At 73.1% G+C, this 21,979-nt stretch carries 27 protein-coding genes and 1 tRNA gene; 10 read left to right on the forward strand and 18 right to left on the reverse strand.

Annotated elements, in window-relative coordinates; genetic code table 11:
* Positions 1-447: 447 nt before the first annotated feature.
* Positions 448-1,638 carry a Rieske 2Fe-2S domain-containing protein gene (locus ACZ6Y7_RS36270; protein WP_465762228.1) on the reverse strand — a complete coding sequence of 397 codons (1,191 nt, stop codon included), beginning with the start codon at positions 1,636-1,638 and terminating at the stop codon, positions 448-450.
* A gap of 222 nt (positions 1,639-1,860) precedes the next feature.
* Here ACZ6Y7_RS36270 and ACZ6Y7_RS36275 point away from each other — a divergent pair, with 222 nt between their 5' ends.
* Entirely contained in the window at positions 1,861-3,495 is a 1,635-nt protein-coding gene (locus ACZ6Y7_RS36275; RefSeq protein WP_465762229.1) for an alpha/beta hydrolase, read from the forward strand.
* A gap of 170 nt (positions 3,496-3,665) precedes the next feature.
* Here ACZ6Y7_RS36275 and ACZ6Y7_RS36280 read toward each other — a convergent pair whose 3' ends face one another.
* The 4 genes from ACZ6Y7_RS36280 to ACZ6Y7_RS36295 form a co-directional block, all read right to left on the reverse strand.
* Positions 3,666-4,196 carry a GNAT family N-acetyltransferase gene (locus ACZ6Y7_RS36280; protein ID WP_465762230.1) on the reverse strand — a complete coding sequence of 177 codons (531 nt, stop codon included), beginning with the start codon at positions 4,194-4,196 and terminating at the stop codon, positions 3,666-3,668.
* Positions 4,197-4,281: 85 nt separating this feature from the next.
* A complete protein-coding gene (locus ACZ6Y7_RS36285; protein ID WP_465762231.1) occupies positions 4,282-5,652 on the reverse strand; it encodes an MFS transporter in 1,371 nt (456 codons plus the stop codon).
* A gap of 124 nt (positions 5,653-5,776) precedes the next feature.
* On the reverse strand, positions 5,777-6,130 hold the full coding sequence (locus ACZ6Y7_RS36290; RefSeq protein WP_465762232.1) for an ArsR/SmtB family transcription factor: 354 nt from the start codon (positions 6,128-6,130) through the stop codon (positions 5,777-5,779).
* A 184-nt stretch (positions 6,131-6,314) separates the two neighbouring features.
* Complete coding sequence (locus ACZ6Y7_RS36295) at positions 6,315-6,743, reverse strand: nuclear transport factor 2 family protein (protein WP_465762233.1); 429 nt, start codon at positions 6,741-6,743, stop codon at positions 6,315-6,317.
* Between the two features lie 468 nt (positions 6,744-7,211).
* Here ACZ6Y7_RS36295 and ACZ6Y7_RS36300 point away from each other — a divergent pair, with 468 nt between their 5' ends.
* From ACZ6Y7_RS36300 to ACZ6Y7_RS36310, 3 genes are all read left to right on the forward strand, one after another.
* Positions 7,212-8,255: a PLL family lectin gene (locus ACZ6Y7_RS36300; protein WP_465762234.1), complete on the forward strand. Its 1,044-nt coding sequence runs from the start codon at positions 7,212-7,214 to the stop codon at positions 8,253-8,255.
* A gap of 242 nt (positions 8,256-8,497) precedes the next feature.
* Positions 8,498-8,716: a hypothetical protein gene (locus ACZ6Y7_RS36305; RefSeq protein WP_465762235.1), complete on the forward strand. Its 219-nt coding sequence runs from the start codon at positions 8,498-8,500 to the stop codon at positions 8,714-8,716.
* 28 nt (positions 8,717-8,744) lie between these two features.
* Positions 8,745-9,113: a low affinity iron permease family protein gene (locus ACZ6Y7_RS36310; protein ID WP_465762236.1), complete on the forward strand. Its 369-nt coding sequence runs from the start codon at positions 8,745-8,747 to the stop codon at positions 9,111-9,113.
* 58 nt (positions 9,114-9,171) lie between these two features.
* Here ACZ6Y7_RS36310 and ACZ6Y7_RS36315 read toward each other — a convergent pair whose 3' ends face one another.
* The 12 genes from ACZ6Y7_RS36315 to ACZ6Y7_RS36370 form a co-directional block, all read right to left on the reverse strand.
* On the reverse strand, positions 9,172-9,711 hold the full coding sequence (locus ACZ6Y7_RS36315) for a DUF1360 domain-containing protein (protein ID WP_465762237.1): 540 nt from the start codon (positions 9,709-9,711) through the stop codon (positions 9,172-9,174).
* Positions 9,705-9,872 carry a hydrophobic protein gene (locus tag ACZ6Y7_RS36320; protein ID WP_465762238.1) on the reverse strand — a complete coding sequence of 56 codons (168 nt, stop codon included), beginning with the start codon at positions 9,870-9,872 and terminating at the stop codon, positions 9,705-9,707. Before ACZ6Y7_RS36320 ends, ACZ6Y7_RS36315 begins: the two co-directional genes overlap by 7 nt.
* Before the next feature lie 198 nt (positions 9,873-10,070).
* The gene (locus ACZ6Y7_RS36325; protein ID WP_465762239.1) at positions 10,071-10,394 is read right to left on the reverse strand and encodes a gas vesicle protein K; all 324 of its coding nucleotides are present in this window, start codon (positions 10,392-10,394) and stop codon (positions 10,071-10,073) included.
* Entirely contained in the window at positions 10,391-10,678 is a 288-nt protein-coding gene (locus tag ACZ6Y7_RS36330; protein ID WP_465762240.1) for a gas vesicle protein, read from the reverse strand. The genes ACZ6Y7_RS36325 and ACZ6Y7_RS36330 overlap by 4 nt, the downstream gene beginning before the upstream one ends.
* Entirely contained in the window at positions 10,675-11,670 is a 996-nt protein-coding gene (locus ACZ6Y7_RS36335) for a GvpL/GvpF family gas vesicle protein (RefSeq protein WP_465762241.1), read from the reverse strand. Before ACZ6Y7_RS36335 ends, ACZ6Y7_RS36330 begins: the two co-directional genes overlap by 4 nt.
* Positions 11,667-12,125: a gas vesicle protein gene (locus tag ACZ6Y7_RS36340; protein WP_465762242.1), complete on the reverse strand. Its 459-nt coding sequence runs from the start codon at positions 12,123-12,125 to the stop codon at positions 11,667-11,669. The genes ACZ6Y7_RS36335 and ACZ6Y7_RS36340 overlap by 4 nt, the downstream gene beginning before the upstream one ends.
* A complete protein-coding gene (gvpO, locus tag ACZ6Y7_RS36345; RefSeq protein ID WP_465762243.1) occupies positions 12,122-12,670 on the reverse strand; it encodes a gas vesicle protein GvpO in 549 nt (182 codons plus the stop codon). Before gvpO ends, ACZ6Y7_RS36340 begins: the two co-directional genes overlap by 4 nt.
* Before the next feature lie 4 nt (positions 12,671-12,674).
* The gene (gene ccmI / locus ACZ6Y7_RS36350; protein WP_465762244.1) at positions 12,675-12,926 is read right to left on the reverse strand and encodes a c-type cytochrome biogenesis protein CcmI; all 252 of its coding nucleotides are present in this window, start codon (positions 12,924-12,926) and stop codon (positions 12,675-12,677) included.
* Entirely contained in the window at positions 12,917-13,747 is an 831-nt protein-coding gene (locus ACZ6Y7_RS36355) for a GvpL/GvpF family gas vesicle protein (RefSeq protein ID WP_465762245.1), read from the reverse strand. The genes ccmI and ACZ6Y7_RS36355 overlap by 10 nt, the downstream gene beginning before the upstream one ends.
* Positions 13,747-14,178 carry a gas vesicle protein GvpJ gene (gene gvpJ, locus ACZ6Y7_RS36360; protein ID WP_465762246.1) on the reverse strand — a complete coding sequence of 144 codons (432 nt, stop codon included), beginning with the start codon at positions 14,176-14,178 and terminating at the stop codon, positions 13,747-13,749. The genes ACZ6Y7_RS36355 and gvpJ overlap by 1 nt, the downstream gene beginning before the upstream one ends.
* A 6-nt stretch (positions 14,179-14,184) precedes the next feature.
* Positions 14,185-15,525 carry an SRPBCC family protein gene (locus ACZ6Y7_RS36365; RefSeq protein WP_465762247.1) on the reverse strand — a complete coding sequence of 447 codons (1,341 nt, stop codon included), beginning with the start codon at positions 15,523-15,525 and terminating at the stop codon, positions 14,185-14,187.
* Between the two features lie 5 nt (positions 15,526-15,530).
* Positions 15,531-16,418, reverse strand: a complete 888-nt coding sequence (locus ACZ6Y7_RS36370; protein WP_465762248.1) for a hypothetical protein — start codon at positions 16,416-16,418, stop codon at positions 15,531-15,533.
* 413 nt (positions 16,419-16,831) lie between these two features.
* Here ACZ6Y7_RS36370 and ACZ6Y7_RS36375 point away from each other — a divergent pair.
* From ACZ6Y7_RS36375 to ACZ6Y7_RS36400, 6 genes are all read left to right on the forward strand, one after another.
* Positions 16,832-16,905: transfer RNA gene (locus tag ACZ6Y7_RS36375), tRNA-Met, on the forward strand.
* A gap of 478 nt (positions 16,906-17,383) precedes the next feature.
* A complete protein-coding gene (locus ACZ6Y7_RS36380) occupies positions 17,384-18,208 on the forward strand; it encodes a Rossmann-fold NAD(P)-binding domain-containing protein (protein WP_465762249.1) in 825 nt (274 codons plus the stop codon).
* Positions 18,209-18,292: 84 nt separating this feature from the next.
* Positions 18,293-18,940 (forward strand): hemerythrin domain-containing protein, encoded by a 648-nt coding sequence (locus tag ACZ6Y7_RS36385; protein ID WP_465762250.1) that lies wholly within the window; start codon positions 18,293-18,295, stop codon positions 18,938-18,940.
* Between the two features lie 190 nt (positions 18,941-19,130).
* The gene (locus ACZ6Y7_RS36390; RefSeq protein WP_465762251.1) at positions 19,131-19,724 is read left to right on the forward strand and encodes an anthrone oxygenase family protein; all 594 of its coding nucleotides are present in this window, start codon (positions 19,131-19,133) and stop codon (positions 19,722-19,724) included.
* A 380-nt stretch (positions 19,725-20,104) separates the two neighbouring features.
* Positions 20,105-20,461: a hypothetical protein gene (locus ACZ6Y7_RS36395; RefSeq protein ID WP_465762252.1), complete on the forward strand. Its 357-nt coding sequence runs from the start codon at positions 20,105-20,107 to the stop codon at positions 20,459-20,461.
* Between the two features lie 24 nt (positions 20,462-20,485).
* Entirely contained in the window at positions 20,486-20,839 is a 354-nt protein-coding gene (locus ACZ6Y7_RS36400; RefSeq protein WP_465762253.1) for a hypothetical protein, read from the forward strand.
* A 51-nt stretch (positions 20,840-20,890) separates the two neighbouring features.
* Here the strand turns inward: ACZ6Y7_RS36400 and ACZ6Y7_RS36405 are convergent, their stop codons facing one another.
* Positions 20,891-21,304: an SgcJ/EcaC family oxidoreductase gene (locus ACZ6Y7_RS36405; RefSeq protein WP_465762254.1), complete on the reverse strand. Its 414-nt coding sequence runs from the start codon at positions 21,302-21,304 to the stop codon at positions 20,891-20,893.
* Positions 21,305-21,979 lie beyond the last annotated feature (675 nt).

Below are 21,979 nucleotides of genomic sequence, written 5' to 3' on the forward strand. Positions count from 1 at the left end.
GGAAGTCCGTTGATGCGGACAGGAGTTCGAGTCGGCGGAATGGTGGGGTGGATGCGTCGCACCCTAGTTGCGCCGAAGGGCGGGGGACGGATTCCTCTAGTGCCCGTCGAGTGCGGTTCCGGGCGCCTTGATGGGGGTTTCCGGGCAGGCCGGAGCGGCGGGGCGCCACCCGGGTGCGGGCGGCGCCCCGCCGGACCCGCCGGACGGGGCGGGACGGGGCCGGAGGTGCGGGGGAGAACGGCGGGGGCGCCACGTCTTCGGCAGATCTCCCGAGAAGCCTCCGGCCGGCGGGTGCGGACTGCCGGCGTCCCGGACGGGACCGTCCGGGACGCCGTAGGGGGGGCTGGGGAGGCTGCCGCTCGGCGCCGGTCAAGGCTGCCATTCAGCGCGGCTGTGCAGCGCGGCTGTGCAGCGCGGCTGTTCAACGCGGCCGTTCAGCGCGGCCGTTCAGCCTCGGGCGACGCCGGCGGCCGTGCCGCCGGAGGTGCCGTTGACAGTGCCGGCGGCGGTGCCGTCCGCCGTGCCGGTCGGGGTGCCGGCCGCCCGGCCGTCCGACCCGCCGTTCGTGGCGGCCGGACCCGGACCCGGCAGGTGCGCCCGCTGGTCCGGCGGGTAGAACTGCCGGGCCCAGTGGCGCATCGCGCCGATCGGCCCGTCGCCGGCGGCGAGCCGAGGCGGTGACTGGTACGTCTTGGTGGACCAGATCGGGAAGTCGGCCGAGGTGAACTCGAGGTTGCGCTTGAACATCGGGCCCGCCAGCAGGGCCGTCACCGCGCGGCTGACCGCCCGGGCGACGGCCGGGGTGAGGCCGGCCGGCTCGCGCATGACGAAGCGGCCCGCCTGCCGCAACTGCATCCGGGCCGGGGCGACCTGGGTGGCCATCACCAGCGAACAGATCTCCAGGCCGAGCGAGGGCGTGCGCACGTCGGTGTGCAGGGCGGTCAGGCCGTACCCGTCCACCTCGACGTCGACCTGCCGCAACCCGAGCAGCGGGAAGGTCTCCCGGACCCGCATGGAGATGTGGAAGCGGGGGCCGTCGAACTCCACCGGGGCCGCCAACTCGCCCTGCGGCCAGCCGTGCAGGGTGATGAAGTGGCCCAGGTCGAAGGAGTTCTCCATGACGTCCTGGGCGTAGCCGGGCATCTCGAAGGAGGCGTACCGCAGGGGCTGCCGGCCGTCGCCGAGCACGTGCCAGGAGGGGATCTCCCAGTCCGGCTCCCGGCCGTCGTGGTGGCGCCAGACGAAGACGGCCTCGTTCACCTCCCGCACCGGCAGCCGCGTCAGCGCGGCCCTGGGCGGCGGGGTGCCGTAGCCGGTGCGCACGCAGCGGCCCTCGGCGTCGAAGGCGAAGCGGTGGAAGGGGCAGACCAGGTCGTCGCCCTCGACCGCCGCCAGGCCGAGGTGGGCGCCGAGGTGCGGGCAGTACGGGCGGACGGCGCGCAGCCGTCCGTCCCGCAGCCGGTACAACACGACGTCCTCACCGGCCAGTTGGCGGGTGACGACGGTGCCGGGCTTGAGCTCGGCGGAGAAGGCGAGGGCGGACCAGCCGTCCGGGTACGGCAGCGCCGGTGGCAGGGCGAGGTCGGCCGCGGTCGGGCGGTCGCTGACGGGGTGGACGTGCTTGTGGGACACGTGCAAGGGAGTCTCCTGTCGGGGTCCCGTCCGGCGCCGCCCCTCCCAGGCGATTAGCGCTCGAACGGAATGCGTTCCCGATGCTAGCCACGGATCGTGAGTGCCCGCACGGACAACCTGCCTGGAGAGTTGAAAGTCTGATGATCCGTCAGACTGATGTGGTCAAAGCTTGGTAAATTCCGGTCGACCCTCTGGATGTGCCATTGCACATGTCACATCATGCTCCCCATGAGAAAAGCCATCGCCCTGCTCGCGGCCGTCACGGCCGTCGCCGCCCTCGGCGGAACCTCCGCCTCCGCCGCCGGACCGGACGGTGCCGACCTGGCCGACACCGGCCAGGGGAAGCTGGTCTGGAGCTCCTGCAATGACGCCGCCACCCCCGCGCTGCAGTGCGCCATGCTCGACGTGCCGGTGGACTACGCCGACCCGCACGGGCGCAAGATCGCCGTCAAGCTGAACCGACTGCCCGCGACCGCCCCCAAGGACAAGCAGCAGGGTCCGATCCTGCTCAATCCCGGCGGTCCCGGCGACTCCGGGCTCTGGATGCCGGTCTCGATCGCGAGCAAGCTCCCGGCCGACGTCGCCTCGACCTACGACTGGATCGGCTTCGACCCGCGCGGGACCAACGGCAGCGACCCCCATGTGGTCTGCGACGCCCACTACTTCGACGCCGAGCGCCCCGACTACCAGGTCGACCAGGGCACGGCCAAGGCGTGGCTGAAGAAGGCGGCCGGCTACGCCGCCGACTGCGCGGCGGACTGGTCCTGGCTGCTGCCGCACATGACCACCGTCGACAACGCGCGCGACATGGACAGCATCCGGCGGGCGCTCGGCGTCCAGAAGATCAACTTCTACGGCGGGTCCTGGGGCACCTCGCTGGGCTCCACCTACGGCCAGCTGTTCCCCTCGCACGTGCGGCGGATGGTGCTGGACAGCATCGTGGGACCGACCATCAGCTGGTACGACCACAACATCCTGCAGGACAAGGAGCACCAGCGCCGCTTCGAGGCCTTCGCGGCCTGGACCGCCAAGGCCGATTCCGTCTACCACCTGGGCACCGACGCGGCCGCCGTCGAGCGGGCCTACCACCAGGTCGAGGACGCCCTGCGCAAGGACCCGGTGGACGCCGCTCCGGCCCCCGGCAGGATCGGTCCGGCGGAGTTCGAGGACACCTTCTACGGCGGCGGCTACAACTTCCTGCGCTGGCCGCGGATGGCCACCGTGCTCTCCGCGTACCTCACCCAGCACGACGCCCGCCCGCTGGCCATCGCCTACAACCGGTACGCGGCCCCGGGCGCGGACGACGGCACCTTCCCCGCGTACAACGCGGCGCAGTGCACCGAGAACGCCTGGCCGCGCGATTGGGAGGTCTGGAAGAAGGACCAGGCCGCGGTGAACGCCGTCGCGCCCTTCTACACCTATAACAACATGTGGTACAACGCCGCCTGCATGTTCTGGCCGTACCAGGGCAACCCGGCCGGCCGGCTGAAGATCACCGGCAAGGGCCTGCCCCCGGTCCTGCTCTTCCAGGCCACCGAGGACGCCGCCACCCCGTACGAGGGCGGGCTGGCCATGCACGACGCGCTGCCCGGCTCCAAGCTGGTCGTCCAGAACGGCGGCAGCTTCCACGAGATCCTCTTCCACGGCAACGCCTGCCTGGACGACACCTTCACCGCCTACCTGCGCGACGGCAGCCTGCCCCAGGGCAAGGGACGGATCGCCAAGACCTGCGCCCCCGAGGCCGATCCGGACCCGGTGTACGTGACCCCGCCGCCCGCCACCGCCAAGGCCACCCCCGCGGCCGGCGGCTCCGGCCGCCTCTCCCCGACCGACCCGGAGGCCGTCCACGGCGTCCTGCGGTAGGAGGCCGGAGCCCGGGCGGCCCGCCGCTGCGGTGGACCGCCCGGCCGTTCCGGCGGCGGTGCGTTCCGGCGGGGGTGCGTTCCGGCGGGGTGCGTCCCGGCGGGGTGCGTTCCGGCGGGGATGTGGTCCGAATGCGGCCCGGGCCGGGGGGCCGGGCCGCATCCGCCGGGTCACCCCCGCCACTCCTCGGCGAGCAGGCCGAGCACCACCTGGTCGAGGAACTCCCCGTTCGCCCACGCGGACCGGCGCAGCCGCCCCTCGACGGTGAAGCCGGCGGTGGCGGCGGCCCGCAGCATCGGCGTGTTGTCCGCGAGCGTCTCCAACTGGAGCCGCCGCAGGCCGAGCACGGGGAAGGCGTAGCGGCAGAGCACCCGCAGGACGTCCGCCGCGAGCCCGCGCCCCCGGTGGCCGGGCCGCAGCGCGAGGCCGACGTGGGCGGCACGGTTGTGGGTGTCGATGCCCCACAGCAGCGCCTCCCCGGCCAGCTCCCCGGTGGCCGTCTCGACGACGGAGAAGCAGGCCGCCTCCTCGGAGGGCTCGGCGACCGCGTACGGGGACTGCGCCGAGCCGGGCGGGAGGGGGCGCCAGGGGCGGGAGTCGGCCCGCGAGCGGGTCGCGACGTCGTCGTGGAGCTCGGCCTGGAGCACGGGGACGTCGGCCTCGTGCCGGGCCCGGAGGGTGAGGTGGGTGCCCTGTAGCATGTCACATTGCTAACATCCGCGCCGCCGCGCATCCAGCGGTTTTCCGTCGCCGAGACGGCGACGGTGGGGGAGTGCGGCGGTGCGGTCAGCCGGCTGTCGCGCGGGTGCGGGACGGCCGGGGCCAGCGGTGGTGGTGCTGGTCGATGACGTAGTGGTGGTCGTGCTGCCAGCCCCCGGTGAGGGCCGGGTACGCGCCCCGGAGGTGGGGGTGGCCGGCCGGCAGGTCGGTGTGCCGGTGCTCCAGCGCGTCGGGGTCGCGGGCCGGCCACAGGGCGAGGGCCGCGGTGGCGGCGGCGAGCGCGAGGACACCGAGGACGCCGGCGGTGACGGGCAGTCCGGCCTCCGCCGCCAGCCCGCCGGCCAGCGGATAGGTGAGCAGCCAGCAGGCGTGGGAGAGCGAGAACTGGGCGGCGAACGCGGCCGGCAGGTCGGCCTCGGCGGCCGAGCGGCGGATCAGCCGCCCACCCGGGGTGAGGACGGCGGAGCTGCCCGCGCCGACGAGGGCCCACGCGGCGAGCAGCGCCGGCCACGTCCCCGCCCCGGCCGGCGCGGCGGCGATCGCGCTGGTGGCGGCGAGCACCGCCGGCAGGGCGAAGGCGGCGGGCAGCATCACCGCGCGCTCGCCGACCCGGCCCAGCAGGCGGGGCAGCAGCAGCGCGGCGAGCATCGAGCCGACACCGTAGGCGCCGAGGGCGAGCGAGACGGCCCCGGCAGTCCGGTGGAAGTGGTCGCGGACGAGGTTGACGGTGTCGACGAACACGACGGCCCCGGCGGCGGCGACCGCGAGGTCGAGGGCGAGCAGCGCGCGCAGCCGGGGCGTGGCCCGGAACAGACGGGTGCCGAAGGCCGACCTGGCGCGGATGCCCCCGGTGCGCCCGAGCGGGGCGGGCTTGGGCAGGGCAGCCGAGACGACCAGCGCGGCGGAGGCGAGGAAGCCGACCGTCGTCCCGGCGAACAGCCAGTCGTACGAGACGATCGAGAGCAGGAGCGCGGCGAGCGCCGGGCTGAACAGCGACTCCAGGTCGTACGCCAGCCGGGACAGCGACAGCGCGTCGGTGTAGTCGCGCTCGGCGGGCAGCACGTCCGGGATGACGGCCTGGAAGGTCGGGGTGAAGGCGGCCGAGGCCGCCTGGAGCAGGAAGACCAGCAGGTAGACCTGCCAGACCCGGTCGACGAACGGCAGGGTGAGCGCCACCCCGGCCCGGGTGAGGTCCATCCCGACCAGCAGGGCCCGCCGGGGCACCCGCCCGGCGAGCGCACCGGCGACCGGGGCGATGGTCACGTAGGCGACCATCTTGATCGCCAGCGCCGTGCCGAGCACCGCCGAGGCGTCGCTCCCCGCGATCCGGTACGCCAGCAGGGACAGCGCGACGGTGGCCAGGCCGGTGCCGACGAGGGCGACGACCTGGGCGGTGAAGAGGTGGCGATAGGTGCGGTTGCGCAGTACGGACAGCATGGGCCCCGTCCCGATCCGCAGTGGCGTGGTCGGCCCATTCTATTCAATGTGTGCGTACCTGTGCACCTATGAAGGGCGCCGCCCCCAGCCCGGCCCGGCGGGGAGCGGCAGGCGCGGGGACGCGTCAGTCGTGCGGCGGCAGGTGCCCGATCTGGTGGTCGGCGACGTTCAGCGCCTCGTCGACCAGCCGGCGCAGGTGCCCGTGGTGCAGCGAGTACACCACCCGCCGTCCTTCCTTGCGGGTGGCGACCAGCCCCGCGAGGCGCAGCTTGGCCAGGTGCTGGCTGACCGACGGCCGGGCGGCGCCGGTGGCCTCCGTCAGGGTGGTGACGTCCGCCTCGCCCCGCCCGAGCCGCTCCAGCAGCGCGAGCCGGGTGCGGTCGGCCAGCAGCGCCAGGACGGACGCCGCGACGTCCAGGCGCTCCCCGGCCCGCTGCTGCGAGCGGTGCGCATCTGCCAGATCGGTGCCGGTGCTCATCCGCCTATCGTAGGCCCCATCCGTGCGCACATGCTCACCCGTTGCGCCCCGTCAGGAGGCGCGGTCGCCCCCACGGCGAGCGGGTGATGTCCGTCGAGGTCACCGGCCGCACCGCGCGGTCGGTGACCTCGGTGTTCTCCCGGCGGGCCGTCGGTTCACCAGGGCCATGGGTTCACCAGGGCCGTCAGTTCACCAGGGCGGGGGAGAAGTAGTCGCGCAGCCGGGCGATCCTGCCGTCGCGGACGCGGAAGATCTGGACCAGCGAGACGACGGCGTCCTCGCCGTCGCCGTCGCCATCGCCGTCCCCGTCGTCGAAGGCCGTGTCGATCTCGGCGATGAACACCTCCGGGTCGGCGGTGGTGTGCAGCACATACCGGGACTTCTGGAGGTTCGGCGTCCGCTTCTCCGCCGGCTGGGACGCGTAGTACGCGGCCATCGCCGTGCGGATCGCCTCGCGGCCCTCGATGCGCCGGGGGAGGGAGGTGCCGTCGGGCAGCAGCGGTGCCTCGAAGACGCCGTCCTCGGTGAAGAGCTCGGCGAGGGCGTCGGCGTCGCGGGTCAGCGGTCCGGCGTGGACGTAGCGCTGGAAGATCTCCTGCGGGGTCGGGGACATGACGGCCTCCCTGGCTGGGGCGCGGAGCGGGATCGGTGCGAACGGCTCATCCCATCACACGGCGGCACCCGGTCGGCGGGGTTCCGCGAGACCCGCCGCCCCGGCGCCGCCGTGCCGGATCGGAGCTCCGCGCACCGCTCGGAGCGCGGGCCGGTGACGGTGCCGGCGCGGCCGGCGTCGCGCGGAGGCGTCGGGTGGAGAGGCGAGCGAGGACGGGACGGGCGCCTCGGCCCGGTTGAGCAGGACGTCGAAGGAGTTCTCCACCGCCGTCGCCGGTGCCGGACGGTGGACTGTCAGTCAGATGACCGATGCGGCGCGGCCCGCCGCGCTGACAACCTCTGCGTCGAGCGGCTCCGCGCCCGCCGGGCCACCACGGCCCGTGCGGGTTCGTCGTAGGACCGGGGCCCCACCACGCGATCGCTCCGAAGCCACGCTCACGCGGGCTCACGGAGGAGAAGGGCAGCAGACATGACCGCACGACCCCCCACGCCACCGCACCGCCGCAGGGCCTCGCGGACCGCCACCCTGATGGCCGTCCTCCTCACCGCGCTGGCCGCCGTCTTCGCGAGCACCGCCCCGGCCGGCGCGGTCACGCCCTGGCAGGAGGCGGACCACAACGCCAGCACTTCCGACTCCCCGGCGATGGCGTACTACCGGGGGAGCAACGTCGAGGCCATCCGCGGCCTGGACAACGCCCTCTGGTTCAACGTCGACGGTGCCGGGTTCAACCACATCGGCGGCGTCACCTACGCCGCGCCCGCGATCACCGTGTACCGCGGGGAGCTCTGGGTCTGGCACACCGGGCAGAACGGCGACATCTGGGGCCAGAACCTCGCCAACCCCGATGAGCCCAACCACCGGCGCTGGTACTGGAACCGGCCCATCCAGTTCAGCACCCAGAACGTCGGCGGCTCCGGTTCGGCGGGCCGCGCGACCCTGGGCCCGGCCGTCGCGGCCTCCCCGGAGCTGCTGCACTTCATCGTCGTCGGCGCCAACGAGCGCATCTACCACGCCACCATGGGCGTCAACCGGAACTTCAGCCGCTGGTCCGAAGTGCCGGGCGGCGCCCGCACCGAGTCCGGCGCCGGCGCCTCGACCTCGCCCGACAACCGCCTGACCGTCGTCCACCGCGGCACCGACAACCGGATCTACCGCCAGGGCCTGAACTTCCAGTACTGGCAGTGGGACAACAACTGGCAGCAGATCAGGAACACCAACACCAACGCTGCGCCGTCGGTCGCCTACAACGGCCGCGACGGCCTGATGGTCCACGCCTGGCGGGACGCCAACACCGGCCAGATCCTGACCGCCGAGAGCCTGACCTACGCGGCCGAGGCGACGGCCCCGCAGGGCGTGCCCCGAGGCAACAACGTCACCAGCCCGTCGGCCCCGCGCGTCGACTCCGAGCCCGGCGGTGTCGGCATGACCATCCGGGGCGGCAACTTCTACGACGTCCAGGGCCACTACTTCCGGAACAACGTCATCTACAACATCCACAACTACTACGGCTGAAGCCGACCCCGGAAGCCGCGCCGCCCCCTCCCGTCCACCGACCCGAGGGGGCGGCTGCCGTGCGATCGGTGCCCACCGGCCGGCAGCCCTGCGCGACGGTCTCCGTCGACCACGTCCGCGGGGTTTCCGCTGTGCGCCGCCGGGTAGCCGGAGGGGTCCGGGAGGCTCCCTCCGTCGGTGACCACGGACGGCCCCGCACGGAGTCGGCAGCCGCGGCGCGCGCTACGCACGGAGGAGTACCGATGATGGACGACATCCCGCAGGGAGGTGCCGGCGGCGTCCCGCTGCACCACGACACGGAGCAGCAGGACACGGGCCGGCACGACACGGGCCGGCCCGAGGAACGGAAGCCGGCTGAGCGGCCGGAGGCGGAGGCCGACACCGTGAAGACGGTCAGGGCGGGCACACCGGTCGCCGAGCAGAAGACGCCGCAGGAGCCCGACGAAACCGTCGAGGGCTGACGCCCGTCCCCCGGGGAAGCCGACATCCATGCCCTTCCGACATCCCGCCGAGCGTGCGACCGCCGGCCGCGGGCGCTTCGAAAACGTGGCCGAGCACGCCTCGAACCTCACCAGCTCACCGGCGTTCTTCCTGCTGTGCCTGCTGCTGGTCGGCGCCTTCGTGGCCGTCCATGCCGCAGGCCTGGCGCTCGGGTGGCAGCTGCTGGTCGGCGACCTGATGACGGCCGTCACGCTGCTGCTGCTCGCCCTGCTGAAGAACCCCGAACGGCGCGCCGAACACGCCATCCAGCGCAAGCTCGACGCCATCGCCGCCGCCCTGCTGGAGCAGCGCAGCGGGCACACCGACAAGGCGGTCGAGTCCCTGGAGGAGGCGATCCGCCTGGAGGAGGAGAACTGACCCGCCCGCCCCGCCGCTGACCGGCGTTCGCCGACCAGGAGGCGGGGCGGGGCGGGGGTCAGTCGACGTGCTCGTGCAGGCCGGCCCGGGCGAAGTGCAGGAAGTCGGCGACGGTGAGCGCGGTGAGGCACGAGCAGGCCAGTCCGGTCGCCCCGGGGGCGAACACCCGAGCACCGGTGACCGCGGTGGCGACCCACAGGCCGACGCAGAACGGGCAGGTGACGAGTTCGCCGACCGCACGGCGTACTCCCGCGCCCCGCACCTCCTCCTCCAGTTCGGCAGGGGCCTCCTGGCCGCGGAAGCGGGTGAAGGGCAGCCGGAACGGGCTGGTGACGGGATCCTTGGCGAGGACGCGGGAGAGCCGGTGGACGGCGCCCGCCGTCAGCAGGACGTCCCACGGCCCCGGCGCGGGGAGCGGTCGGCCGCTGCGCCGTACGACGGCGGTGAGGGCCGAGACCCCGCCGGCGTACGCGGCCATGACGGCGACGTAGCCGCCGATCGGCCGGTCACCGCCGGGGTCGTAAGCCTCGCGTTCCCGGCGCAGGGCAGCTCCGAGGCGCTGGACCACCGACCGGCCCGTGCCGGCACCGGTCACCATCGGTACCAGCGGGCGCGGCGGTTGCGACCTCCCCCGGCGACGACGAATCCGAGGACCCAGACCACCAGGACGGCCAGGGCGACCCACCACAGGACGTGGATGGCGAAGCCGGCGCCGCCCAGGACCAGGGCCAGCAGCAGAACGAGGGCGAGTATCAGCATGGGACGGCTCCCTAGTGGAAGGGCGTCCGGACACGGCGGGTGCCCGGCTCGGTGCCGCACTCCGTTCGTGGAGGCGGATGGTACGACGGCGTGTGCCCGGTGTCGGGGTGTCCACGCCCGTGGCGAGGGGTTTCGTGCGGTGCGGTGCGGTGCGTTGCGGAGCGGTGCGGTGCCGGGGGTGCGGAGCGGCGGGGCGGGTCAGTCGGGAGAGAGGAGCGGGCCGAGCGGGCCGAGATCGATGTTGAGGTCGTCAGGGGTCAGGCCGAAGTGCTCGCGCAGGTCGTCGATGCGCTGTTCCAGGGCCATCAGGGTCAGGCCCAGGGCCTCGATCCGGTCGTCGTCGAGGTCTCCCTGCTCGATGCGGCGCAGGGCTTGGCGCTCCATCAGCTGGTGCACGAGCTCGACCAGCGCCAGGACCAGACAGGTGAGGTCGCGGGCGACGCTCTCGGGCTCCAGCGGCACGCGCCGGTTGCCCGTCGAGTGCCGTGCCGCCGCGCGTGGCGGGGGATCGGGTGGTCTCACGTCGGCCCTCCCTCCTCGGCACCCGGGGTGCCGGGGTCGAGGGCGGCCCGCACGGAGGCGATCATGGCGCGCAGGCTGATGCGGACCAGGTCGACGTCGGCGATGGAGAGCGTGATCTCACCCGCGATCACCACGCCGCCGGCCAGGAGGCGGTCGAGCAGGTCGACCAGCGCCACGTTCCGCTCGGGCCCGGCGGGCGGGAGGCCGGACGACGCGGACGGCGAGGACGGCGCGGCCGGCGAGAGGTCGGGCCAGGTGGCGGAGGGCGGGGGACGGGCGGTCATCGCGGCTCCTCCTCCCGGGGCGTGGTGGTGAAGGAGTAGGGCGGCCAGGGGCCCGTCGTCTCCAGGCGCAGGCCGGGGAAGCGGGCGGACAGCGCCTCGACGGCCTCGTGGAAGCCCGCCGTACGGGACTGCTCGACGAGGTAGGCGCCGTTGAGGACCATCTGCTCGGCGCGGTCGGTCGCCTCGGGCGGCCGGAGCGGGTGGTGCACCGCCTCGACGGCCGTCCGCGCGAGCGCGGCGTGGACGTGCACGGCGTCGGCGGCGGCCTGGTGGAGGGCCTGTTCCTGCAGGCGGCGGTGGGCCTGGCGGCGCAGCAGGTACGCCGTGCCCGGGCGGGCCGCGGGATCCGGTGGCGGGCCCCCACGGCCCTCACGGCCGCCGCCCCCGTCCCCGTCCCCGCCCCCGGCGCCGGTGCTCCCGGGTTCGGTACTCCCGGGTTCGGTACTCCCGGCGTCGGCGTTCGCGGCTCCGGCACCTGCGGCGTCGGTACCCACACCGTCGGTCCCCACGCCTCCGGTAGCCGCGGCGTCGGTACCTCGGGCGTCGGCACCCGCCGCGGAGGCACCGGCCGGTGGACCGGCCTGCGCGAGGTAGGCCTTGACGCCCCATTCGACGCGGTCGGCCGTGCGCCGGAGCGAGGCCAGCAGTTCGTCGCGGTGTTCGTCGAGCATGGCGGCGGCCCGCCGGTCGTCGCGGTAGAGGGTGGCGAAGCGCAGCGGCAGCACCGGGGCGGTGCGGGCGAGGGTGTCCACGACGTGGTGGTGCGCGCGGACGGCGCGCTCCAGCCAGGCCGCGTCCTCCAGTCGCGCCCGTAGGGGCTCCTCGTCGAAGTCCGTGCGGGGCACCGCGCCGGCCAGCGCGCTCAGCCCGGTCGCGGCTACGACGTGCAGCGCTTCGCCGGCCACACCGGTCAGGCCGGGCGGCACGGGGTGGTCGGCGCCGGTGACGGTGACGGCGTAGAGCCAGGTGTAGGTGGGCGGTCGGGTGCTCATGAGGGGTCACTCCGGGAGGTCCGCCGGGTGCGGGGGGTCTTGCGGACCGGCGGGGGGTCCGTCGCCTCGTCCGGTTCCGGCTCCACCGCGTGCTCTCCTTCGGCGGTCTCCCCACGGCCGGGCAGGCCGCGGGCGGCTTCGAGCCGGCCGAGGCGCTCCCGCAGGAGCCGGTTCTCGGCGGCGAGGTCGCGCTGGCCGGAGGAGAGGCTCGGGTCGTGCTCCCACCAGTCGATGCCCATCTCGCGGGCCCGGTCGACGGAGGCGATGAGCAGACGGATCTTGATCGTGAGCAGCTCGATGTCGAGGAGGTTGATCCGGATGTCCCCGGCGATGACGATGCCCTTGTCCAGGACGCGTTCGAGCAGATCGGCCAGGTTCGCGGACTGCGGCGCCGCGGACGTCCTCGGCAGGTGTGACAGCGGGCCGGCACCGCCGTATCCGCTCAACTCGGTCATGACAGCTCCTCGTTGGCCCGTCCCCGGTGGTACCGGCGGTTCCGCCGGTAGGAGACGAGTTCGCCGTCCGCGTCCAGTACGACCCGGTACTCGGCCAGGATGTCGGTCGAGTCGGGAATGCGACGCGCCTCCAGGATCTCCACCCCCACCTGCCAGCCGTCCTCGGTGCGCTCCAGCGACGTGACGCCCTCCGCGCTGCGCCCGGTCAGCTCCTGGACGCAGTCGGCCGCTCGCGCGGCTGCGCCGCGGGCGGTCAGCCGTTCAGGCTCGGTCCGGCGGGTTCCGGAACTCGCTCGGGGCCGGGGCTCGGCCGAGGGCTCGTCCGCCTCCGAGGGTTCGGGGCGGCGACGGCGCGCGGTGCGCGGTGGTGGATCGGGCGGGCGACGGCGACGCGGAGCCGGAGCCTCGTCCTCCTGGTCGGGCGGCGGCGGTGGACGCCGCCGGGGCCGGTCGGGGTCGGCGCGGGCCGTGGTGCGGCGCGGCGGGCGCTCGTCGGCGTCCCGCGACGGTGCCGGACGGCGGGGGCGCTGCTCGTGTTCGGGCACGGCCCTACACCTCCAGCCCCCCGGCGGGGCCCTTGGCCTGCCACAGGCGCCGGACGAGTTCCTCCTCCTGCGCCGCGGCATCCTCGTCGCTGATCGCGCCGCTCGCACGGGCGGCTTCCACCTCCGCCAGCCGGGCGCGGATGACGGCGGGGTCGGTCAGCTCCCGACGGGCCTGCTCGGAGAGCCGCTCCGCCACCCAGATGACTCCGCGCACGGGGGCCAGCGGAAGGGTGAACAGCCCGCTGATCAGGCCCATGGCGAGCCTCCCTGTTCCGTCGGCACGGTTTCGGACGCGGCCGGTCGGCCGTCGGCCACCGCGTCGGAGACGAAGTCGTACGGGGCGAGCGGGCCGAGCAGCCGCATCGTGGTGCGCTCGGCCCAGTCCCTGGCCAACTCCTCGGCGGCCGCCTCGAACGCGGTCCAGCGGGGCTTGGCGACGAGGAAGGAGGCGCTGACCGCCTGGTCACCGGCCGCGTCGGCGGCCGGCGCCGCGCGGACCGCGACGGCGAGCGGAGACAGGCGTTCCAAGGCGTCCGCGGTGTCGGACTCGCGGCGGGCGGCGATCTCGCCCGCGATCAACTCGCCGAGCCGCACCCGCTGGTAGTAGGCGGCCTCCTCGGGGAGAGCCGCCACCTCCTCGCGCAGTCCGGCGATGTCCTCGCGGTCGGCCAGCACGTCCCGCAGCACACGCTCCTGCCGGTAGGTGGCGCGCAAGGTGAACTGGGCGGTGTCGCGCAGCTCCTGCAGCGCGCCCAGGAACGCCTCCTCGTTCGGGGCGAGCAGTTCGTCGGTGACGGCTTCCGCGTCGCGGACCACCGCGCCGAAGCGCAGCGGCAGCACGGCGCCGCGGGCGGCCAGGGTGTCCAGTACCCGGGCGTGGCCGCGGAGGTCGGCCGCCGTGCCCAGCGGGCCGTCGACCACCACCTCGCTGACGAGCGCCGCGAGGCCCCGGTGCCGCAGCGGCCTCACCGGGGCGGGCGGGTCGCCGATCCCTTCCAGCCCCGAGGTGTCGGCGTCCGCCGTCACGATCCCGTACACGTAGCAGGCGCGCTCCTCGGTGGGCGTACGGCCGTTCATCACTCACGCTCCCTGTGCTGGGTGCGTGAGCGGGAGCGGGGGCGCTGCCGGGGCTCGGGCTCGTCCTCCTCCTCGTCGTCCCCCCTGACCCGGTCGATCACGTCGCTCACCGACTCCTTGACGCCTTCGAGCGCGCCCTTCGTCTTGTGCCGTGCGCCGCCCCGGGTCATGTCCTGCATCAGTTCGGGCAGGCCCTCGCTCTTGTCCTCCTTCAGGTCCAGACGGTTGACCGCCTCGGCGAACCGCAGGTACGTGTCGACGCTCGCGACGACGATGCGCGCGTCGATGGTCAGCAGCTCGATGCCGACCAGGGAGACGCGGAGGTAGATGTCGATGACCAGGCCCTTGTCGAGGATCAGGTCGATGACGTCGACCAGACCGCTCGACGAGGGGCGGTCGAGGTAGTGGCCGGTGTGCGGGGCGACGGTCATGACGGCTCACCGCACCCGTGCCGGTACGCGCCTGCGGGACCGCCGGCCGGTCCGTTCGCCGTCGGGCGACGGGCCGGGCTCCTGGTCGTCCTCGTCCTCGGCGTCGTCCTCCTCGTAGGCGTCCTCGTCCTCGTACTCGTCGGCGCCGTCCTCGTCGCCCTCGTCGTACTCCTCGGGTTCCTCTTCCTCGTCGTAGTCCTGGGGCTCTTCCTCGTCCTCGTACGCGTCCTCGTCCTCGGAGCCATCGTCGGGCTCCTCCTCATCGTCGTCGTACTCGTCCTCCGGCGGTTCGTCCTCCCAGTCCTCGTCCTCGTCTTCGTCCGTGGGTTCGGATTCGTCCTCGTCGTAGGCCTCGTCGTCGGCCTCGGACTCCTCGTCGTCCTGCGGTTCCTCGTCGGCCTCGTCAGCCTCGTCGTTCTCCCCGTTCTCGTCGTCCGGCTCGTTCCGCTCCTCGTCCTCGTCGTACTCCTCGTCGGCGCGCTCCTCTTCCAGGGCGTCCTCGTGGGAGCGGACGACGTCGCCGTCGCGGATCTCCCCGCGCCAGCCCTCGACCGAGTCCGGGTCGAGGATGGTGTGGGTCATGACGTGGCGGCGGAAGTGCTTGAGTTCCAGGCGTGTCCGCCGTCCCTGGGCCCGCCAGATGTTGCCCACGCGCTCGAAGAGGCCTTGCGGGTGGTACTCCAGTACGAGGAGGATCCTGGTCAGGTTCGGCGCCAGCTCGTGGAAGGTGACCGTGCCGTCGACATGGCCCTTCTCGCCCTTGGAGCGCCAGACGATCAACTCGTCCGGCACCTGCTCGATGATCGTCGACTCCCAACGGCGGTGGGACAGGAAGATCCCGGCCTTCCAGGAGATCTTCTGGTCGGACTCCTGCTCGACGTTCTCCAGCCGTTTGGTGAAGCGGGGGAAGTCCTGGAACTGGGTCCACTGGTTGTAGGCCACCCGGACGGGCACCCCGACGTCGATCTCCTCGACGATGTTGGTGAGCTTGAGCTTCCCGCCCTTTCCGCCCTTTCCGCCGCCACCCCCGGTGAGCTTGTTGCCGACCACCTGTTTCAACCCTGCGGCGCCGGCCCCCAGCAGCATCCGCATCGGAGACGGCCCTCCGCCGTCACCGCCATCGCTGCCGCCGTCACCGCCGCCGCCCAGCAGACTGCCGCCGTTCTCCGCGAAGTCGGTCAGGCGACCGGTGAGGTCGGTGACCTTGTCGCTCACCGCCGCCACGGCCCGTTCCCCCGCGGCGGCCGCGAACTCGCGCGCCTGCTGCATCAGCTCGTCGGTGGGAAGGGCCTCAAGGACGTCCCCCAGTCCCGTCGAGCCCTGGTCCTTCTTGGTCTGCTCAGCCATCGTCGTCACCCCTTCTTGCGCGCCGACGAGGCACGGGTGTTCGTGGTCTTGCGCGCCGCGGGGGCACTGGCCTTCTTCGCCGTCGACGCCGTGGTGCGCTTGCGCGCGGACGTCGAGGAAGCCGCCGTCTTGCGGGGCGCGGCCGAAGCCGTCTTCTTCGCGGCCGTCGTCTTGCGCGGGGAGGCGGCCTTCTTCGCGGGAGCCTTCGACTCCTCGGACTTGCCGCTCGGCCGCCGCGAGGAGGCCGTGCTCTTCCGGGTGGTGCCGCCGCTACCGGCCGCACGGGAACGTGACGGCGCGGCCTTCTTGGTCGAGGACGCGGACGGTTTGGTCGAGGACGCGGACGCCCGCGGCTTGCTCGCCGCCGGGGTCGAGCGGCGCGTGGACGAGGTCTTCGAGCGGGACGCGGTCTGCCGGGAGCGGGACGGCCGTGGTTTCTCCTCGGCCTCGTCGCCGTTGCCCTCCTGGTCCTGGTCCTGGTCCTGGTCGCGGTCCTGGTCGCGGTCCTCCTGGTCCTCCTGGTCCCGGTCCTCCCGGGACTCCTCCTCGGACGGATCCTCGGCCTGCTCCTCCGATTCGTCCCCGCGGCGTTCGGTCCCCGCCCGCAGGTCCTCGGTCCGCTGCTGCAACTGGTCGGTCAGCGCGCTGACCCGGTTGCTCGCCGCGGCGATCGCGGCCTTCTTCCCGGCTTTGGCGAGTTCGCCGCGCACGTCGCCGGCCAGTTTGCGAAGCTGGGGCGACGATTCCAGTACGTCACCGAGGAGCACCCCGGGGTTGGTGCTCAGACGTTTCCCCGCCGCCATGCCCGCGAGAGCCAGCGCCCATCGGGCCTTGTGCAGGCGCCCGAGGAGGTAGCCCCCGCCGAGAGCGACGGCAAGCTTGGCGTTGTTCATGGTCGATGTCCCTGGCAGAGTCCCTGAACGGCCCCGGCCCTCTCCCGCAGGAGAGCCGCTCCTCGGCCCCGCTGCCTACCCCCGCCCGGCCCGGACAAACGGAGAGTCACTGTTTTTTGGTCCGGCCGGACTGCGCTCGTCGTCGAACTCCTCTGGTCCGGGCTGTTGTTGGATCACACGGACGACTCCGACGATGTCCCGTGGCGACAGAGAGTCATCCGTCGGTGGCTCCATGTCGGACTGTCGCCCGCGGCGGGGTCCGCACCCGCCGGCCCGTCGACTCGGCGCGGGTCGTCACCTCCGGAAGGGCGGTCGGACGCTTGACCGCCCGGGCCGCCGGCGCCGGCGGCCCGACTGCCGCCGGGAAACCGATTTCGCGTTCGGGCCGTCATCGCCTAAGCTGATCTCACCGACGCGGGGTGGAGCAGCTCGGTAGCTCGCTGGGCTCATAACCCAGAGGTCGCAGGTTCAAATCCTGTCCCCGCTACTGTTGGAGCCGGGGTCGACGCGTGAAGCGCGTCGGCCCCGGCTCTTTTCGGTTTCCGGCCTCGGAGGAGCCCGGGCGCACCCGCCCCGGCCGTCCGTCCCTCGCCGCGGGATGTCCGCATTCCCCGATGTCCGCATTCCCCGCGGGGTTCCTCCGTTCGGAATGCGCGGGCCGTTTCCGGCGGGGGTCGAGGAGGGGTCGAGGGGTCCTGGAAAGAACTTCCGGGCCGGGGTGGGGTGTGTTGTGGTGGGTGGCGGCGGGCCTCGGCCGCGCATGCGAGGGATGCCGTGGGTGGGCGGAGCGCCGCAGGTGAACGGCGGTGTAGACGCTCGCGCATGGAGCTGAGTGTGGAGGCTATGGTTCGCCGGCTCGGGGTGGCATTGACTGGTGGACATGAGGACGGAGGCGAAGGGGCCGCGGGCTCCGGGGTTCGTCCGTCCGGTCCGGTTGGTTCCTGCTTCGGGTGAGGGTGGTCGTGATGGCTGGTGTGGTGGATCTGGCGGCGGATGCCGGTGTGGTGCTGGTGGTCGGCGGGACGGGGAAGACGGGTCGGCGGGTGGCGGAGCGGTTGGCGGCTCGTGGATATCGGGTGCGGGTGGGGTCGCGGTCGGGTGCGGTGCCGTTCGACTGGAATGACGAGGGGGCGTTGGAGGGGGTGAGTGCGGCGTATCTGACGTACTACCCGGATCTGGCGTTTCCGGGTGCGGTGGAGGCGGTGGGGGCGTTCTCGCGGTTGGCGGCGGCGCGTGGGGTGGTGCGGTTGGTGTTGTTGTCGGGGCGTGGTGAGGAGGCGGCGGAGGCGGGGGAGAAGGCGGTGATGGGGTCGGGGGCCGCGTGGACGGTGGTGCGGTGCGCGTGGTTCGACCAGAACTTCAGTGAGTCGTTCTTCCTGGGGCCGGTGCTGGCGGGGGAGTTGGCGTTGCCGGTGGGGGGTGCGGTGGAGCCGTTCGTGGACGTGGAGGACATCGCGGATGTGGTGGTGGCGGCGCTGACGGAGGCGGGGCACGCGGGGGAGGTGTACGAGGTGACGGGGCCGCGGTTGCTGTCGTTCGCGGATGTGGCGGGGGAGTTGTCGCGGGCGGTGGGTCGTGAGGTGCGGTTCGAGGCGGTGTCCGAGGAGGCGTACCGGGCGGTGTTGGTGGAGGCGGGGTTGCCGGGGGACTTCGCGGAGTTGTTCTCGGTGATCCTGGACGGTCGTAACGCGTCGTTGGGTGACGGGGTGCGGCGGGCGTTGGGGCGTGAGGCGAGGGATTTCGCGGACTACGCGCGGGAGGCCGCGGCCACCGGCGTGTGGAACGCGTGAGCAGGCTCGTCCCGGAAGGCCGCGAGCGGCCGCCACCGGACGGGCGTCGGAACGGAATCTGAGCGGACACAGGAGGGTCTGGTCATGTCGGACGGCACAACGGTCTGGTCGAGCGAGCAGGGCATCGGCACACTGCCCGCCCATATCAAGGGCTTCGGTCTCATGCACGTGGCGATGCGCCGGGACGCGGCGCGGCTGAGCGCCGTCGCCGCGCGCGGCCCGTCCGGCTCCAGCGCCGGCCTGGCGGACTGGTTCGGGCGGCTGCGCGCGGTGATCGACTGGCACCACCACAGCGAGGACGAGATCCTCTGGCCGTACCTGCGCGGCCGGGTCGCCGGCTTCGACGGCAGCGGGGTCCTGGAGGAGGACCACGAGGCGCTGGACCGGTCGATGCGGCGGGTCGCGCGCGTGCTGGGCTCCGGCCTGCGCGCCGAACTGCCCGAGGCGGCCGCGGGGTTCGAGGCCCTGGTGCGCACGCACCTGGGGCACGAGGAGCCGGTGGTCTTCCCGGCACTGGCCGGCCTGCCGGTGGACGAGTACCTGCGGGTGGAGCGCCGGATCATCCAGAGCGCGCCGACCCAGGTGATGACCTACCTGCAGCCCTGGATGTTCGACGGCGCGGACGCGGCCGCCGTCCGGGCAGTGTCGGCGACCATCCCGGCCCCCGTGCGGCTGATCGGGCGCACGGTGCTGGAGCGGCGGTACCGGCGCGGGCTGGCGGCGGTGCTCTAGCGGGTCGGGCCGCAGGCGCGTACTCCCGGCACCGTCCGGCACCGCAACGCGGGGCAAGTGCCTTCCTGCGGGCGCGGGTTCCGGTTGTCGCGCTTCCGTTGCGCGGTGCACCGCACCGTGGGCGGTGTCGTGTGTACCACGTTCGTCGGCACCGCAGTCCGCGGGGCCGAGAGAGTAAAGGGGTCCTGAGATGCGTTCGGATCAGACCGCGGTTCCGCTGTCGTACTCCGCGCCGTCGGCCATCGGAGGTGTGGGGGTGGGGAGTTCGGTGCACGCCGTCGGACAGAACAAGGCGACCGGTCCGCTGCTGGTGGGCGCGACCATCGCGATGGGGCTGATGGCGGGGCTGTTCTTCGCCTTCGACGTGTCGGTCATGCCGGGTCTCGCGGCCAGTGACGACCGGACGTACGTGACGGCGATGCAGCACATCAACAAGTCGATCGAGAACGGGATGTTCGGCCTGGTCTTCGTCGGCGCCTTCGCGGCGACGGGTGTGGCGGCGTGGCTGCTGCACAAGGCGGGCCGGCGGCAGGCGGCGCTGTGGGCCGCGCTGGCGACGGCGCTGTACGTGGTGGCGCTGATCGTCACCATGGGTATCAACATCCCGCTCAACAACCAGCTGGCGGCGGCCGGTGACCCCTCCCAGATCCAGGACTTCGCGTCCGTACGGGCCCACTTCGCGGACAGCTGGGTGCCGGCCAACATGCTCCGCACCGCGCTGTGCACAGGCGGCCTGCTGGCGCTGACCCGCTCCCTGGTGCTGCACGGGCGCGCGAGCCGCTGAGGCCGGCTTCCGCGTCGAGCGCGGGTGCCCGTCCGCCCGGTGCGGACGGGTACCCGCGTGTGCGCGCCCGACCTCGTGGATCCGCCGCGCCCGTCCGGCCGTTGGAGCGGGCGCCGCCGCTGGGGCAGGGCATGGGGCCGGAGGGCGGCGGGGGCGGCGGCCCCCGCTGTCGGGCGGACCGCGGCACGGGGCCGGGTGCGCCGGAGCGTGCGCCGGTGCGCCGGGTCGGTGCGTTCACCCAAGTCGCAGGATGAGACAGCGAGTTGGCGCTGGCGAGGGATGTGGTGGAGCATGGGCGGGCCCGGTCTGTTGCGGCGCCCTTGCGCCGCGGCCGTGGTGCCGTACGCGTGCGGGGGGAGGAGGCGGGTCCGGTGGGTCCGGTGGATCGTCCGTTTCTGGTCCGGGGGAAGGCGGTACCCCTGGCCAGGTACCTGGCCGAGGAGGACATCGAGGGTCTGGTGGCCTGCTCGTGCATAGGGAACGAGGTGAGCATCGACCTCGCGGACACCCGGATCCTGGTGAGCCTGGTCGACGTCGCCGACGTGGTGAGGCTCAACTTCGACATGGTCCAGGACGGCCCGGCCAAGCCCCGCTCCTGGTCGCGCCGGCTGCCCGCCGGCACCGGTCCGCGCGAGATCGCGGCCCGGATCGCGCTGGACGTCCGCACCCTGGAGCGCGAACTGGCCCCGCTGCGACGCCGCCCGCCCGGGCTGCCGGAACAGCGCCGACCGGGCTGAGCGCCGCCCTCGTAGAGTGGCGGCGTGGACAACGACCGACCCCGCGCCGACCACGGTCCGGGCGATGCCGCGCCCGCCGACGACCCCTTCGCCGACGGACGCGCCATGCTCTGGCTCCTGGACGGCTTCGACGCGCAGGGCGAGCTGCGCTACTCCCGCGAGCTGGACCGGGAGGAGTTCCTGCTGGTCCGCCCCCTCTTCCAGGGCGCTCCCGAGGTCCGGCTCGGCGAGGACGTCTGGATGGTGGCGGGCGACTACCGCGTCCCGCCCCGGCTCCTCGCGCCGCTGGGCGAACTGCTCGGCCCGCCGGCCCCGTTGGACGGCCTGGACCACTTCATCGGCGCCCGGCAGGACTTCCCCGACGGGCGGGAGGGCTGACGGGCCCGACGGCCTGATCCGGCGGCCCTTGTTCCACTTTCGCAGCGGACCCTAGTCGGCGACGACCGCCGTGTTCTGGCAGGCGGTCAGCAGCCAGCGGCCGTCGGCTTGCTTCGATATCACGTACAGCGGGGCGCCCTCGCTCTCCTCGCCCGGGGCCAGGTAACGCTGACGGACCTTGACTGCCGCGACGTCGGGGCGGATGAAGAGCGCGTGGACCACCTCGTAGGTGACCTTGCCGTCCCAGCTTGCCGCGGGGAGGACCTCGCGGGTGAACTCCGAGATCGCGTCGAGGCCGATGAGGACCTTGCCGTGGGCCGTCGTCCAGATCGCGTCCCGGTGGAAGAGGCTGAGGAACTCTTCGGGGTCCTTGTTCTGCTGGGAGTGCATGACGGTCGCGACGAGCTGGTTGATCGCCTCGATGTCCGCCGCGTGGGATGTGGATTCCGTGGTCATGTGGATCATCGTCACACCTCAAGCGTGCTTGAGGTCAAGCATGTGATCCCAGGGCGGTATGAGGCTGACCGGACACTTGGCGCGGTTCCGGCACAAGCTGCCCGGGGAATACGGGCCCAGGGCGACGAGCCGGGCACGAGACACTCTCTGTGATCGGCCGGACGTCCTGGCCCGATGACGGGGCCGGTCCCGCCGCCCGCCTTCCAGGAGTGGAAGCTGCGGTCTCTGCCCGGGCGGACGAGCTCAACGCCCACATCGCTCGGTTCCTCGAACGTACGGGTAGGCTCGTAGGTATGGGAATTGATTGGGAGAACATACTCGGCGCAAGTGGTAACGGCCTCGCTGATGCCTACGACAGAGCGGTCTCCGCGGCCACCTACGGCGATGACCCGGTGGAGGACCGTCGGCCGCTCCCAGTCGGCGAAGAGCACGACGGCACAGACGGTTTGCGCTGAACCGACGGCGAAGCGCCCCGGCAAGCCGGGGCGCTTCGCCGTCGGTTCAGGGGTCGCTCAAGAGGCGTCCGGGCTCAACTCTGCGATTCCACCGCCGCCTTCACCGAACTCGTCATCCCCGGCAGCAGCACAGGTGACGGCCGGCACTACGGCACGGGGTGCTGCTGCCCGAGCACCGAGGTCACGGCCTCGGTCGAGTGATGAAGGCCGCGTCGATCCGACAGGCCCA

This window comes from Kitasatospora sp. NPDC053308, from assembly GCF_055585785.1.